This window comes from Enterobacter sp. 301B, from assembly GCF_003850715.1.
Lineage (GTDB): Bacteria > Pseudomonadota > Gammaproteobacteria > Enterobacterales > Enterobacteriaceae > Enterobacter > Enterobacter intestinihominis.
In genome coordinates this window covers 150,734-165,463 of record NZ_PQTC01000012.1, presented here as the reverse complement: position 1 = coordinate 165,463, position 14,730 = coordinate 150,734, and the positions used below count along the sequence as shown (strand labels likewise).

Genomic DNA, 14,730 nt, shown 5'->3' with positions numbered 1-14,730 from the left:
TTTTAACATAGTCGGCGTGGCCTGGGCAGTCTACGTGTGCGTAGTGGCGAGTCGGGGTGTCATACTCAACGTGAGAGGTGTTGATGGTGATACCACGAGCTTTTTCTTCTGGTGCGTTATCGATCTGGTCGAAAGCACGAGCAGCACCGCCGTAGGTTTTAGCCAGTACGGTAGTGATTGCAGCAGTCAGGGTAGTTTTACCATGGTCAACGTGGCCGATAGTACCAACGTTGACGTGCGGTTTTGTACGTTCAAATTTTTCTTTAGACACGGCTATATTCCTTACTATAGTGCTCTCCCCTTCGGAGAGAGCACGGGACTTAGGTTTTAATCCTGTGGATTACTTACCACGGGCTTCGATAACGGCCTGAGCAACGTTGTTCGGCGCATCATCATACTTCAGGAATTCCATAGTGTATGATGCACGACCTTTGGTCAGAGAACGCAGCTGAGTTGCATATCCGAACATTTCAGACAGCGGAACTTCAGCGTGGATCTTAACGCCAGTTACTTCGGATTCCTGACCACGCAGCATACCGCGACGACGGCTCAAGTCACCGATAACGTCACCGGTGTTCTCTTCCGGAGTTTCTACTTCAACCTTCATGATTGGCTCAAGCAGAACTGGTTTTGCTTTCTTAAAGCCTTCTTTAAAGGCAATAGACGCAGCCAGTTTAAACGCCAGTTCAGAGGAGTCAACGTCGTGGTAAGAACCGAAGTGCAGACGAACACCCATGTCTACAACCGGGTAACCAGCCAGAGGACCAGCTTTCAGCTGCTCCTGGATACCTTTATCAACGGCAGGGATGTATTCGCCAGGAATTACACCACCTTTGATGTCGTTGATGAACTCGTAACCTTTAGGGTTAGAGCCCGGCTCCAGTGGGTACATGTCGATCACAACGTGACCGTACTGACCGCGACCACCAGACTGCTTAGCGTGTTTACCTTCAACATCGGTAACTTTCGCGCGAATCGCTTCGCGGTAAGCAACCTGAGGTTTACCCACGTTCGCTTCAACGTTGAATTCACGCTTCATACGGTCAACGATGATGTCCAGGTGCAGTTCACCCATACCAGCGATGATGGTCTGGTTAGATTCTTCATCAGTCCATACGCGGAATGATGGGTCTTCTTTCGCCAGACGGCCCAGAGCCAGACCCATTTTTTCCTGGTCAGCTTTGGTTTTTGGTTCAACCGCGATGGAGATTACCGGCTCAGGGAATTCCATACGCTCCAGAATGATCGGGTGATCCGGGTCACACAGGGTGTCACCAGTAGTCACGTCTTTCAGACCGATAGCAGCAGCGATGTCGCCCGCACGAACTTCTTTGATCTCTTCACGTTTGTTAGCGTGCATCTGTACGATACGGCCAAAACGTTCACGCGCCGATTTCACGGAGTTCAGGATGGTGTCACCGGAGTTAACCACACCAGAGTAAACGCGGAAGAAGGTCAGGTTACCCACGAATGGGTCGGTAGCAATTTTGAACGCCAGCGCAGAGAACGGCTCGTCATCACTTGCGTGACGCTCAGCCGGAGTATCTTTACCGTCGTCCAGGATGCCGTTGATCGCAGGAACGTCAACCGGGGATGGCAGGTAGTCAACTACCGCATCCAGCATTGCCTGAACACCTTTGTTCTTGAACGCAGAACCACAGGTTACCAGGATGATTTCGTTGTTCAGAACACGCTGACGCAGAGCAGATTTGATCTCTTGCTCAGTCAGTTCTTCACCACCCAGGTATTTCTCCATCAGCTCTTCAGAAGCTTCTGCTGCGGATTCGATCAGGTTCTGGTGCCATTCGTCAGCCAGGTCCTGCATCTCTGCCGGGATATCTTCGTATTCGAAGGTAACGCCCGCATCTGCTTCGTTCCAGTTGATGGCTTTCATTTTCACCAGGTCGATAACACCGGTGAAGCCTTCTTCAGCACCAATTGCCAACTGAAGCGGAACAGGGTTCGCGCCCAGACGGGTTTTGATCTGGCCAACAACTTTCAGGAAGTTAGCACCCATACGGTCCATTTTGTTAACGAACGCGATGCGTGGAACTTTATATTTGTTAGCCTGACGCCATACGGTTTCAGACTGTGGCTGAACACCACCAACTGCGCAATAAACCATTACCGCGCCGTCAAGAACACGCATGGAACGTTCTACTTCGATGGTGAAGTCAACGTGCCCTGGGGTGTCGATGATGTTTACGCGATGCGGTTCGTACTGCTTAGCCATACCTGACCAGAAAGCAGTAGTCGCTGCGGAGGTGATAGTAATACCACGCTCCTGCTCCTGTTCCATCCAGTCCATGGTGGCTGCGCCGTCATGAACTTCACCGATTTTATGGTTTACACCGGTGTAGAACAGAATACGTTCGGTAGTAGTGGTTTTACCGGCGTCGATGTGCGCACTGATACCGATGTTACGGTAGCGTGCGATGGGTGTTGTACGAGCCATTTGATTCCTCGTTTATATCTTTAGGCGTTCAGTTAAGTTACCCAGAGCGGGCGGCTTCTCTGAAGCGCCCGCCTGGTGACTACGACTCCGAAGGGATTACCAACGGTAGTGTGCGAACGCCTTGTTGGCTTCTGCCATACGGTGAACGTCTTCACGTTTCTTAACTGCAGTACCTTTGTTTTCTGCAGCATCAGAAAGTTCGTTCGCCAGACGCAGAGCCATGGATTTATCACCGCGTTTACGAGCAGCTTCAACGATCCAACGCATTGCCAGAGCATTACGACGAACCGGACGAACTTCAACTGGAACCTGATAAGTAGAACCACCAACGCGGCGAGACTTAACTTCTACAGTCGGGCGCACGTTGTCGAGAGCGACTTCGAAAGCTTCCAGTTCATTTTTACCAGAACGCTGAGCCAGGGTCTCCAGCGCGCTGTATACGATTGCTTCTGCAGTAGATTTTTTACCATCTACCATCAGGATATTTACAAATTTTGCCAGCAGTTCTGATCCGAATTTCGGATCTGGAAGAATTTTACGCTGACCAATGACGCGACGACGTGGCATGGGATTACTCCGTTGTTAATTCAGGATTGTCCAAAACTCTACGAGTTTAGTTTGACATTAAGATAAATCAGTTTGGCCTTACTTAACGGAGAACCATTAAGCCTTAGGACGCTTCACGCCGTACTTGGAGCGAGCCTGCTTACGGTCTTTAACACCTGAGCAGTCCAGCGCACCACGAACGGTGTGGTAACGAACACCCGGAAGGTCTTTAACACGACCGCCACGGATCAGGATCACGGAGTGCTCCTGAAGGTTGTGACCTTCACCACCGATGTAGGAAGTCACTTCGAAACCGTTAGTCAAACGCACACGGCATACTTTACGCAGTGCGGAGTTTGGTTTTTTAGGAGTGGTGGTATATACACGAGTACATACGCCACGTTTCTGCGGGCAGGCTTCCAGCGCAGGCACGTTGCTTTTTGCAACTTTGCGTGCACGTGGTTTGCGTACCAGCTGGTTAACTGTTGCCATTAAATAGCTCCTGGTTTTAGCTTTTGCTTCGTAAACACGTAATAAAACGACCTCATACAATATGAGGACACGAAATTTTAGGGCTACGTCGAAAAGGTGTCAAGAAATATACAGCGATCTCAAATCACCAGTTCATTTGACTGGCGTGCGTCACAGTAAGATTGACGAAATCAGTATAGCCAACCACGTCAATTTTGGCTGAAATTTGACCAGAAAGACCCCGCGCATCCAGATCCTCTTTAAGCGCAGAGACTGTTATGGGGGCATTAGCGAGGATTTCAACAAAACGGCTGCCATCAAGCGCCGCGAGCACGCCATCCTGAATCAGCAGCAGATCATCGCCTTCGCGCAGCATGCTCAGTAACGTGTCGATATCGCATTGCCACGGTGAACGGCTCAGGGTATGGAGCATGATAGCCTCAGAAAGTCAGAACGGTATCGTAGTGAGAAAGTTGTTCGCGCAGCGCAGAAGATGTCAGGATCGTCACGTCCAGCACGAACGGTATTTTCTCATTTAACCCACGAGCGGCCAGCGAGTCGGCGCACACATAGAAGGTTTCAATGTCATAGAGCGGCAGAACTTTAAAGGTCGCAATGTAGTCGCGCGCAAGAATAGCCTGCGGTTGTTGGCCTGCCAGAAGCTGGAATACGCCATCGCCTAAAAAGAAGACGCCAATATCTTCGGTTAAAGCCGAGGTCGCGAGCAATGCATCCAGCCCTTCCCGGCCTGAAGCGCTGCCATGCGGGGCAGAAGTAAAAACAAACGCTACGCGCTTCATCAAAATTGCACCACTCTGTCGCAGGTCAACGCCGCCTGTGCTAATGCGCCTAATCCGCTGAGCGAAAAGCCCGGTTGCAGGTTAGCCCCCGCCAGACCAAGGCGTTCGGCTTCAGTCGCATCCGTCACGCCGCGACGCAGTGCCGCCGCGACGCAGATATGCAGGTCGACGCCCTGCGTTTCGTTTAATTTTTGCCAGGCGCGCACAAGGTCAAACTCATCGCTCGCCGGGGACGTAAACTGGTTCGCGTTATAGACCCCTTCACGATAGAAGAAGACGCTTGCCAGTTCATGACCGGCATCAAGCAGCGCATGGGCAAACTGTAGCGCGCTGCTGGCCTGCTGGGTACCGTACGCCGGGCCCGTCACCATTAACGCAAAACGCATTACTTGTCTTGCCCCAGGAAGTCGCCGCTTTTGAACTGGCGAATATAGAGGTAAACCGTGTGTTTGGAGATATTCAGGCGATCGGCCACCTGGTTGATGGCATCTTTGATATCAAAAATCCCTTTCTCATAGAGGTTCAGGACGATCTGACGATTCTTGGCGTTGTTGGATACGTTGCGATCGGCATTCACCTCTTCAATGGTGAACTCCAGCGTCTGTGTCACGAGATCCTCAACAGAAGAGGCAAAGTTCACCGATGAGCCCACGTCCGGCGTTTCTGGCGGAATGAAAGTGCTCATGATTTGCGAGAATGGCACATCAAGGTTCATGTTGATGCACAGCAGACCGATCACCCGGTGTTCGCGGTTTCGAATCGCGATAGTTTCTGATTTCATCAGCACGCCGCTTTTGGCGCGGGTGAAATAGCATTTTGAGACGCTGCTGTCCGCGCCGGTCATGTCATGCAACATACGCAATGCAAGGTCGGTGATTGGCGAACCAATTTTACGGCCAGTGTGCTCACCATTCGCAATGCGGATAGCGGAACACTTAAGATCTTGCAGGGAATGCAATACGATTTCGCAGTGGGAACCAATGAGCATCGCTAACCCGTCCACTACCGCTTCGTAGGATTTCAGAATATCGAAGTCGGTCTGGTCAAATGGACGTTGATCCAGCAAATCAAGTTCACTGGTTTCGTTGGTTAAAAGCGACCTGGACATGAAAAAAACACTCCTTTTCAGGAGCCTGTCGTTAGGTTTTCAGGGCAGGCTCATTATCTACACGGACAACTAAATTAATACAGCGTGTATAACGCTTTCCAGTGTTAATTATATCTGCCCCACAATAAAAAAACCGCCGCCTGTAAAGGCGGCGGTTTTTTTCAGCATTACTTCTTAGCTGCTGCGGCTTTGTCGTCAGCCGGTGCGTCTGTTTTCGCATCCGCTTTCGGCGCCGGTTTGATGTCCAGCAGTTCTACATCAAATACCAGCGTAGAGTTAGCCGGGATACCCGGAACGCCGGTTTTGCCGTAAGCCAGATCCGGTGGGATGACCAGCTTGATTTTACCGCCTTTCTTGATGTTCTTCAGGCCTTCGGTCCAGCCCGGGATCACACCGTCCAGACGGAAGGAGAGAGGCTCACCGCGAGTATAAGAGTTATCGAACTCTTTACCGTCGATCAGCGTACCTTTGTAGTTAACTACAACGGTGTCGCTGTCTTTAGGCGCGTCGCCGGTACCTTCTTTCTCAACTTTATAGATCAGGCCAGTAGAAGACGTTTTAACGCCTTTCTCTTTAGCGAACTTATCGCGGTAGGCTTTGCCTTTCGCTTCGTTATCTTTAGCGTCTGCTTCCATCTTGGTCTGAGCGGCGCCTTTCACGCGCGCTTCAAACGCTTGCAGAGTCTGCTCGATTTCCTGGTCAGACAGTTTGCTCTTGTCTGCGAACGCATCCTGAACCCCTGCGATCAGCTGGTTTTTGTCCAGTTTGATGCCCAGTTTCTCTTGTTCTTTCAGAGAGTTTTCCATGTAACGGCCCAGAGACGCGCCAAGTGCGTAGGCGGATTTCTGGTCGTCATTCTTGAATGCCGCTTTGCTGTCTGTAGTCGCAGCAGGCTTCGCAGCAGTATCAGCAGCGAAAGACAGCGGCGCATTGAGCGCTACAGCCATAGTGGTCGCCAGCAGCGTAACTTTAAACAGTGATTTCATCCATATCTCCAGGACCTGAGGTCTCTCACCCCAGTGTTAAACGTAAATGAGTGACGTACTATAAAACGTTGTGGAAGAAATCTACAGACAGACTCCCCCGAATGTCGCTTCTTTTCAGACTATTTTTGTTTAAATAAGTTTCTTGTCAGGGAGATGGATACTGTACTTAAGGAAAAAGTCAGATAAACTTCGCCGCCGCTGGTCCATTATGGCGCATGAGAGATAAACGAGGTGAATGATGAAGGATACAACGATCGAAGCGAGACTGGCTGAGCTGGAAAGCCGCCTGGCTTTTCAGGACATCACCATCGAAGAACTGAACCAGACCGTGACGGCTCATGAGCTTGAAATGGCAAAAATGCGCGATTTGATGCGACTTCTCACTGAAAAAGTGAAGGCAACGCAGTCGTCGCACATCGCCTCTCAGGCTGAAGAGACGCCACCACCTCATTATTGAGGCGTAAAAAAAGCGGGATTATCCCGCTTTTTTATTTTCCGCAGTACGGAATCAGTGGCAGCCGCAGCCGCCGTTACCGCAACCACCTTTACCGTGGCCGTGGTCATGACCATGATCGTGGCCGTGACCACCGCAGCAGCCGTCGTGGCCGTGATCGTGGTCATGGTCGTGACCGTGCGCACCATGAACGTGGCCATGAGCCAGCTCTTCTTCGGTCGCTTCACGGATAGCAACAACTTCTACGTTGAACTTCAGGTTCTGACCAGCCAGCATGTGGTTGCCGTCAACCACAACGTGGTCGTCTTCAACTTCTGTGATTTCAACCGGAACCGGACCCTGGTCAGTTTCAGCCAGGAAGCGCATGCCAACCTGCAACTCGTCAACGCCCATGAACACGTCTTTAGGAACGCGCTGAACCAGGTTGTCATCATACTGACCGTAAGCGTCGTTCGCGCCGACAGCAACGTCGAATTTGTCGCCAACTTCATGACCTTCCAGCGCCGTTTCCAGGCCGGAAATCAGGGAACCGTGACCATGCAGGTAGTCCAGCGGCGCACTCACCGGAGACTCATCAACCAACACACCGTCTTCTGTACGTACCTGATAGGCCAGGCTGACCACCAGGTCTTTTGCTACTTTCATGATATCTCCTGAGCGTGGGAAAATTGCTGGCGCAGATTGTAGCGGAATTCTGCACCCGTGTACCCTTAAGCTTAAAAAAACTCAGAGCATATCGCTAGTCTGGATGAAAAATGCCGATCACTTGCTCTTCTTTGCGAACGTGATCGCGGGCTTCTTTGTCGGCCTCACGCATCTGGTGACCGCACTTAACACATTCAACAATATCGATATTATTCTCCCGCCACATGGCCAGCGTATCTTGCGCCTGGCAGGACGGGCATTTTGCGCCCGCGATAAAGCGTTTACGTACAGCCATCTTTCGTTACCCTTTATTCAAATTCATCCCAGCCGTCGAGCTGGCGTCGTTCCTGTTGCATCTCACGCTGGAAGATCTCCTCCAGTTCGCGACGCGCTTCCCGCACGCGGGAGATCTGCGCCGTGTCGCTGTGCACGGGCATCAGTTCACGCAGCATTCGCATATCCAGCCGGCGGAAATGCATCTGGGCGCGTTGCGCCTGGTGAGGATGCATACCCAGCGAAACCAGCGCCTTGCGCCCCAGCTCCAGCGCGCTGGAGAAGGTTTCGCGGGAGAAGTGTTTCACACCCGCCTGCAAAAGTTCGTGAGCCTCAACACGTCCGCGCGCACGCGCCAGAATATGCAGATGCGGGAAATGCTGCTGGCACAGCTCCACCAGCTTCATTGTGTCTTCCGGATCGTTACAGGTGATGACGATGGACTCCGCAGCCTCTGCGCCCGCCGAGCGCAACAGCTCAAGCTGCGTCGCATCCCCGTAGTACACCTTATAACCATATTTGCGCATCAGGTTGACGGCGCTGATATCGCGCTCCAGCACCGTAATGCGCATTTTATTTGCCATCAACAGGCGACCAATCACCTGTCCGAAGCGGCCAAAGCCCACGACGATCACCTGCGGTTTATCATCTTCCACCCACGGCGCTTCGTCTTCATCGTCTGCGGGATTCAGGCGGCGCGACAGCAGTTTGTCCACCAGCTTCATCAGCAGCGGCGTGGTCATCATCGACAGCGTGACCGTCACCAGCAGCAGCGCCATCTGGTCATCTTTGAACAGCTTCTGAGACGACGCAGTGGAAAACAGCACAAACGCAAACTCTCCGCCCTGACTTAACACGCTGGAAAACTGCATCCTTTCCGAGCTGCGCAGCCCGTAAATCCGCGCGAGGAGATACAGCACCAGCGTTTTGACCGCCACCAGCACGGCGACACTCGCAATAACCCACAGCAGATGGGTATAGAGCACGCCAAGATTAAGCGCCATACCCACCGAGATAAAGAACAGCCCTAACAGCAGCCCTTTAAACGGATCGATGGCGGTTTCCAGCTCGTGGCGGTACTCGCTTTCCGCAAGCAGCACCCCGGCGATAAACGTCCCGAGCGCCATCGACAGCCCCAGCGCATCCATAAACAGCGCTGAACCAAGCACCAGCAGCAGCGTTGCGGCGGTGAAGACCTCGCGTACGCCGGATGCGGCAATAAACCGGAACACTGGACGCAGTAAAAACCGTCCGCCGATCAGCATCCCCGCGAAGGCCAGCACCTTCATGGAGATCTTCATCCAGTCGAAATGATCGTCTCCGGAGCCTGCCAGCAGCGGCACCAGCGCCAGCGCCGGGATCACCGCTAAATCCTGGAACAGCAGCACCGAAAAGCCCAGTTGCCCCGCCTCGTTGCGGTTCATCCCTTTGTCGCGCATCAGCTGAAGCGCCATCGCCGTCGACGACATCGCAAGACCGATCCCGCCAATCACCGCGGCCTGCCAGGAAAACTGCGTCAGCATCAGCAGGCCCGCCAGAATGGCGGCGCTGAGCAACACCTGCGCCGCCCCGACGCCAAAAATAGATTGCCGCAGTTGCCACAGCTTGGACGGATTAAGCTCAAGCCCGATGATAAACATCAGGAACACCACGCCCAGCTCGGAGAAGTGGAGAATTTCATCCACATCGCTGATAAACCCAAGCCCCCAGGGACCAATGGCTATCCCCGCCAGCAAATAGCCCAGCACCGCGCCAATGCCGAGACGCGCGGCAAGGGGGACCGCGACGACGGCGGCAAACAAAAACAGCACCCCGGCGAGGAGTAAATTCGAACCGTCCATTAGCGTCCTCCCGCCGGAATCGGTGACGCCAGCCATTCGCCATAGGCCCTGGCATGGCTCGCCAGCGCTTTCGGATCCTGCCGCCGTGCCCAGTAGATAATAATCGGGCTCATCCAGTGCATACGGCACATCGCCGCCGTCAGCTCAAACGGCCGCAGAATGTCGCTCATGGGGTAACGGTTCAGCCCGTCGTGACGGTAAGCGCTTTCCGGCTCACCGGTGGTGATGACACTCCGCCAGTACTTTCCCGCCAGCTGGTTGCCCCCCCCCCCGCTGGAAAAGCCCCGGCTCAGCACGCGGTCCAGCCACTCTTTCAGCAGCGCCGGACAGCTATAGGTATAAAGCGGATGCTGGAACACAATCACGTCGTGCTGACGCAGCAGTTCCTGCTCGTAAGGAATATCAATAAAGAAATCGGGATAGTGCGCGTAGAGATCGTGCACCGTTACGTTACTGAGCTGTGTGGCCGGCTTAAGCAGCACCCGGTTTGCCACCGAGTCCTGTGATTCCGGATGGGCATACAGCAGCAGCACTTTCGCTGTCTGAGACATCACTCCCCTCCCGGTTCTGTTTTTGTGTATTGTTGTCGTTTTGGGCTACCATGGCGGCCCGGTGGGGAAATTGGCCCACACCTTACATTATCATAATGACAAATTAACATAGTCGGAACATACGGCGCTTCTATGATTGTTTTCTCCTCGTTACAAATTCGTCGCGGCGTGCGCGTCCTGCTGGATAACGCGACTGCTACCATCAACCCGGGCCAGAAAGTGGGGCTGGTCGGCAAAAACGGCTGCGGTAAATCCACCCTGCTGGCACTGCTGAAAAACGAGATAAGCGCGGATGGCGGGAACTTTACCTTCCCGGGCAACTGGCAGCTCGCCTGGGTAAACCAGGAGACCCCCGCGCTGAGCGAACCGGCGCTCGACTATGTTATCGACGGCGACCGTGAATACCGCAAGCTCGAAGCGGAGCTCAACGCCGCCAACGAACGCAACGACGGCCACGCCATCGCCACCGTCCACGGCAAGCTGGACGCCATCGACGCCTGGACCATTCGCTCCCGCGCCTCCAGCCTGCTGCACGGCCTGGGCTTCAGCAACGAACAGCTTGAACGCCCGGTGAGCGATTTCTCGGGTGGCTGGCGTATGCGCCTTAACCTGGCGCAGGCGCTGATCTGCCGCTCTGACCTCCTGCTGCTCGATGAACCGACCAACCACCTCGATCTCGATGCGGTTATTTGGCTGGAGAAGTGGCTCAAGAGCTATCAGGGCACTCTGATTCTGATCTCCCACGACCGCGACTTCCTCGACCCGGTGGTGGATAAAATCATTCATATCGAACAGCAAAGCCTGTTCGAGTACACCGGCAACTACAGCTCTTTCGAGCGCCAGCGCGCGACGCGCCTCGCCCAGCAGCAGGCGATGTATGAAAGCCAGCAACAGCGCGTGGCGCACCTGCAAAGCTTTGTGGATCGCTTCAAGGCCAAGGCGTCAAAAGCCAAGCAGGCGCAGAGCCGCGTCAAAATGCTGGAACGCATGGAGATGATCGCCCCCGCGCACGTGGATAACCCGTTCCACTTCAGCTTCCGCGAGCCGGAGAGCCTGCCGAACCCGCTGCTGAAGATGGAAAAAGTGAGCGCGGGCTATGGCGATCGCATTATTCTCGACTCTATCAAGCTCAACCTGGTGCCGGGTTCACGCATCGGTCTGCTGGGGCGTAACGGCGCCGGTAAATCGACGCTGATCAAGCTGCTGGCGGGCGAGCTTAACCCGGTCAGCGGCGAAATCGGGCTGGCGAAGGGCATCAAGCTTGGCTACTTCGCCCAGCATCAGCTGGAATTTTTACGCGCCGATGAATCGCCGATCCAGCACCTGGCGCGCCTGGCGCCGCAGGAGATGGAGCAGAAGCTGCGCGACTACCTCGGCGGCTTTGGCTTCCAGGGCGATAAGGTGACTGAAAATACAGCGCGTTTCTCCGGCGGCGAAAAAGCGCGTCTGGTGCTGGCGCTGATCGTCTGGCAGCGTCCAAACCTGCTGCTGCTCGATGAACCGACCAACCACCTCGATCTCGACATGCGTCAGGCGCTGACCGAAGCGCTGATCGAGTTCGAAGGGGCGCTGGTTGTCGTTTCGCACGATCGCCACCTGATCCGCTCCACCACCGACGATCTCTATCTGGTTCACGGCGGCAAAGTGGAACCGTTCGACGGCGACCTGGAAGATTACCAGCAGTGGCTGACGGACGTGCAGAAGCAGGAAAACCAGCCGGAAGAGTCAGCGAAAGACAATGCCAACAGCGCCCAGGCGCGTAAAGACCAGAAGCGCCGTGAAGCGGAACTGCGCACCCAGACTCAGCCGCTGCGTAAAGAGATTACCCGCCTCGAAAAAGAGATGGAAAAGCTTAACGCCACGCTTGCCGCCGTCGAAGAGAAGCTGGGCGACAGCGAACTGTACGATCAGAGCCGCAAAGCGGAGCTGACGGACTGTCTGCAAACGCAGGCGAAAACCAAATCCAGTCTCGAAGAGTGCGAAATGGCATGGCTGGACGCGCAGGAACAGCTGGAAGCGATGCTGCAAGCCGACTAACACGCCGGGAGGGTTATGGGCTTCGATACCACGAGCGAGATTACATTCCGTAAGCTCAGCATCTTCATGACGTTCATGGACAAGGGCAATATCGCACGTACCGCCGAAACGCTCGGCCTGAGCGGTGTCAGCGTGCACCGCGCGCTGCATACCCTCGAAGAGAACGTCCGCTGCCCGCTCTTTGCTCACAAAGGGCGTAACCTGATTGCCCTCCCCTCCGCGTGGACGCTGCTGGAGTATTGTCAGGAGGTGATGCAGGTGATGGAGCGCGGGCTGGAAGAGTCGCGCAAGATTGCCGGTATCGGCCAGGGACGGTTGCGCGTCGGTACGCTTTACTCGCTGACGCTGGAAACCGTACCGCGCCTGATAATGGGCATGAAGCTGCGCCGTCCGGATCTGGAGATGGATCTGACGATGGGCTCGAACGAAACCCTGCTCCATATGCTGGATGAGGGTTCGCTGGATGCGATTTTAATCTCTATCTCCGAGAGCGATATCGACCGTAACAGCCTCGAAGTGCTGCCCCTGTTCCATGACGATATTTTCCTTGCCGCACCGGCCTCTGCCACGCTGAATACCAGCGGTCCCGCCGATCTGCGTGACTATAAAGATCAGAAGTTTGTCGCCCTCGCGGAAGGGTTCGCCACTTACGCCGGGTTTCAGGAAGCGTTTCATATTGCCGGTTTCGAGCCGGAGATTGTGACGCGGGTAAACGATATTTTCTCGATGCTGAGCCTGGTACAGGCGGGGGTCGGGTTTACGCTGATGCCGGGCAGGATGAAGAAAGTGTACGAAAATTCGGTGCAGCTACTGAAGCTGGCACAGCCGTACCAGATGCAGCAGCTGATTGCGATCGTCTTTGCCCGCAACCGCGAGCAGGATCCGAGCCTGCGAGCATTGGCCGCGGAAGGGCGGATGTACGCCAGAAGTTTGCAGGACGGAGCCTGAGGCCTTGCCGGGTGGCGACGCGTTGCGTCTTACCCGGCCTACAAAATAATACAACCGAACCCGTAGGCCCGGTAAGGCGCAGCCGCCACCGGGCAAAAAGTCACCGCTGAAGTCGACCCGCCAGATGCACCGCCACGTCCACCCCGCTGCGCTCCAGCGAAATGGATTCGCCTTCCCACGCTGCCTGCCGCGTCAGGCAGGTTAATATGCCTCCCGGCGGCATCTCAATCGCCAGCCGCGCTTCACGCTCGTTAGCGGAAATCACCGCCTCCTGCCAGCGCACGGTTCGCGCCATGTTCATTGCCAGATCGTCGGCAATTTTCTCCGGCTGCCAGAGCACGCGTCCGGTACTGCCGCTCAGGTACGCGCAGCGGGGACGGGAAAGCGTGACCGATTCAAACGCCGCTGCCAGCTTCTTCGCCGGTTCCGCCAGCAGCGCGCAGTGCGATGGCACGCTCACCGCCAGCCGTTTGGCCTTGCTTGCACCCTTCGCCAGCGCGCGCTCCGCCACCTGCGCCATACCGTCATCGGTTCCGGCAATCACGATCTGCGTTTCGGCGTTCAGGTTAGCGATATAGGTTCCAGACCCCTGAATCAGGTTTTCCACCTGCGGCAGGGTCAACCCCATAATCGCCGTCAGGCCGTAGCCGTGCGGATACGCCTGCTCCATCAAATCACCGCGCAGCGCCACCAGCTTCAGCGCATCCGTAAAGTCCAGCGAGCCTGCGATAACCGCCGCAGGATAAGCGCCAATGGACAGACCGCTGACAATATCCGGCGACACGCCGCGACGTTCCAGCTCGCGCGCCCAGGCCACGCCGGCAATCAGCAGTGAAAGCTGAACCGCACGGGTGTGGGTTAACGAGGATGCGCTGTCCAGGGTATCGACTTCCGCCCCCAGCACAGCACGGGCCTGCTCCAGCTCCGTTCCCGGCAGGTTTTGCAGCATACCTTCGTGCTGTGTGCCCTGCCCCGGAAAGGTAAACAGTATTTTCATTACTCCTCCCTGTGCCATGGATCCGCTACCAGGCGCGGTCCACATTGCGTTTTTAGCAGCGTTTTGCCGTCGCGTAACCATTCTGCCAGCGCGAATCCGCCCTCGGGCGTGTCCACCTGTGTATCCGCCCGGCACAACGCACGGCTGAGCTGAGCCTGCCAGTCAGTAAACGCCTCAGGGGAAACGGTACGCGGGGCGCGGATCAGCAGATCGAGATCGCTATCGGCGTGGATCACCGGAATGCCGGTCGCCAGCGCGTAACCCGTACTGCCGGTTATCCCCCACGTCCACGGCCACGACTGCTGCGCAAGCTGAAGCGCCACCTGAACCGGCGGCTGAGTGACAAACGGCGAACGCAGCAGGTCGGCGGCAACGCTCAACTCTTCGGGCGACACCACGCGCAACACGTTCTCAGGCTTCACCCATCCGGCCGCCCGCTGGTTGCGGCGCAATCCGCGCACGCCAACGGGAATACGGCCTTCATTATCAACATCACGCCGCACCACTACCGGCAGCCCGGTATGCCAGGCCGCGTCTACCCAGGATTCGGTAATCCCTTCCAGGGCGTCGCCCGCGGTAAGCCAGATGAGGTCGTGTGGGCGTAATGTTGTGGTCATA

General features: G+C 55.4%; 18 protein-coding genes. 3 read left to right on the top strand and 15 right to left on the bottom strand.

All coding sequences use genetic code 11. The annotated features are described in order from the left end of the window. The 9 genes from C3451_RS15000 to fkpA all read right to left on the bottom strand — a co-directional run. Positions 1-271: GTP-binding protein (locus tag C3451_RS15000; RefSeq protein ID WP_000031677.1), on the bottom strand; the 271-nt coding region annotated here is incomplete at its 3' end. Positions 272-340: 69 nt separating this feature from the next. After that, entirely contained in the window at positions 341-2,455 is a 2,115-nt protein-coding gene (gene fusA / locus C3451_RS14995) for an elongation factor G (RefSeq protein WP_022649591.1), read from the bottom strand. A 96-nt stretch (positions 2,456-2,551) separates the two neighbouring features. Continuing rightward, positions 2,552-3,022, bottom strand: coding sequence for a 30S ribosomal protein S7 (gene rpsG, locus C3451_RS14990; protein WP_003861706.1), 471 nt, complete (start codon positions 3,020-3,022; stop codon positions 2,552-2,554). 96 nt (positions 3,023-3,118) lie between these two features. Next, positions 3,119-3,493, bottom strand: a complete 375-nt coding sequence (gene rpsL / locus C3451_RS14985; protein ID WP_000246815.1) for a 30S ribosomal protein S12 — start codon at positions 3,491-3,493, stop codon at positions 3,119-3,121. Between the two features lie 124 nt (positions 3,494-3,617). Then, positions 3,618-3,905: a sulfurtransferase complex subunit TusB gene (gene tusB, locus C3451_RS14980; protein ID WP_022649592.1), complete on the bottom strand. Its 288-nt coding sequence runs from the start codon at positions 3,903-3,905 to the stop codon at positions 3,618-3,620. A 7-nt stretch (positions 3,906-3,912) separates the two neighbouring features. Further along, positions 3,913-4,272: a sulfurtransferase complex subunit TusC gene (tusC, locus tag C3451_RS14975; protein ID WP_023298759.1), complete on the bottom strand. Its 360-nt coding sequence runs from the start codon at positions 4,270-4,272 to the stop codon at positions 3,913-3,915. Beyond that, a complete protein-coding gene (gene tusD, locus C3451_RS14970) occupies positions 4,272-4,658 on the bottom strand; it encodes a sulfurtransferase complex subunit TusD (RefSeq protein ID WP_003861699.1) in 387 nt (128 codons plus the stop codon). Before tusD ends, tusC begins: the two co-directional genes overlap by 1 nt. Next, the gene (locus C3451_RS14965; RefSeq protein WP_003861697.1) at positions 4,658-5,380 is read right to left on the bottom strand and encodes a transcriptional regulator; all 723 of its coding nucleotides are present in this window, start codon (positions 5,378-5,380) and stop codon (positions 4,658-4,660) included. The genes tusD and C3451_RS14965 overlap by 1 nt, the downstream gene beginning before the upstream one ends. Positions 5,381-5,547: 167 nt before the next feature. Beyond that, on the bottom strand, positions 5,548-6,366 hold the full coding sequence (gene fkpA, locus C3451_RS14960; protein WP_003861695.1) for an FKBP-type peptidyl-prolyl cis-trans isomerase: 819 nt from the start codon (positions 6,364-6,366) through the stop codon (positions 5,548-5,550). A 238-nt stretch (positions 6,367-6,604) separates the two neighbouring features. Between fkpA and C3451_RS14955 the strand changes: the two genes are divergently transcribed. Further along, entirely contained in the window at positions 6,605-6,823 is a 219-nt protein-coding gene (locus C3451_RS14955; protein ID WP_023298761.1) for a protein SlyX, read from the top strand. A gap of 51 nt (positions 6,824-6,874) precedes the next feature. Here the strand turns inward: C3451_RS14955 and slyD are convergent, their stop codons facing one another. The 4 genes from slyD to kefG all read right to left on the bottom strand — a co-directional run bounded on the left by slyD (position 6,875) and on the right by kefG (position 10,130). Next, positions 6,875-7,465, bottom strand: coding sequence for a peptidylprolyl isomerase (gene slyD, locus C3451_RS14950; RefSeq protein WP_003861691.1), 591 nt, complete (start codon positions 7,463-7,465; stop codon positions 6,875-6,877). A 94-nt stretch (positions 7,466-7,559) separates the two neighbouring features. After that, positions 7,560-7,760, bottom strand: a complete 201-nt coding sequence (locus C3451_RS14945; RefSeq protein WP_003861689.1) for a YheV family putative zinc ribbon protein — start codon at positions 7,758-7,760, stop codon at positions 7,560-7,562. A 13-nt stretch (positions 7,761-7,773) separates the two neighbouring features. Then, positions 7,774-9,579 carry a glutathione-regulated potassium-efflux system protein KefB gene (gene kefB, locus C3451_RS14940; protein ID WP_003861688.1) on the bottom strand — a complete coding sequence of 602 codons (1,806 nt, stop codon included), beginning with the start codon at positions 9,577-9,579 and terminating at the stop codon, positions 7,774-7,776. Beyond that, positions 9,579-10,130, bottom strand: coding sequence for a glutathione-regulated potassium-efflux system ancillary protein KefG (kefG, locus tag C3451_RS14935; RefSeq protein WP_192894889.1), 552 nt, complete (start codon positions 10,128-10,130; stop codon positions 9,579-9,581). The genes kefB and kefG overlap by 1 nt, the downstream gene beginning before the upstream one ends. Before the next feature lie 132 nt (positions 10,131-10,262). Between kefG and C3451_RS14930 the strand changes: the two genes are divergently transcribed. Then, complete coding sequence (locus tag C3451_RS14930; protein ID WP_023298762.1) at positions 10,263-12,167, top strand: ABC transporter ATP-binding protein; 1,905 nt, start codon at positions 10,263-10,265, stop codon at positions 12,165-12,167. A gap of 15 nt (positions 12,168-12,182) precedes the next feature. Beyond that, a complete protein-coding gene (locus tag C3451_RS14925; RefSeq protein WP_022649599.1) occupies positions 12,183-13,115 on the top strand; it encodes a LysR substrate-binding domain-containing protein in 933 nt (310 codons plus the stop codon). Positions 13,116-13,215: 100 nt separating this feature from the next. On the opposite strand, the gene mdcH is transcribed toward C3451_RS14925, so the two are convergent. Both mdcH and C3451_RS14915 read right to left on the bottom strand, forming a co-directional pair. After that, on the bottom strand, positions 13,216-14,112 hold the full coding sequence (mdcH, locus tag C3451_RS14920; protein WP_045621712.1) for a malonate decarboxylase subunit epsilon: 897 nt from the start codon (positions 14,110-14,112) through the stop codon (positions 13,216-13,218). Further along, the gene (locus C3451_RS14915) at positions 14,112-14,729 is read right to left on the bottom strand and encodes a malonate decarboxylase holo-ACP synthase (protein WP_045621714.1); all 618 of its coding nucleotides are present in this window, start codon (positions 14,727-14,729) and stop codon (positions 14,112-14,114) included. The genes mdcH and C3451_RS14915 overlap by 1 nt, the downstream gene beginning before the upstream one ends. Between the last annotated feature and the right edge of the window lies 1 nt (position 14,730).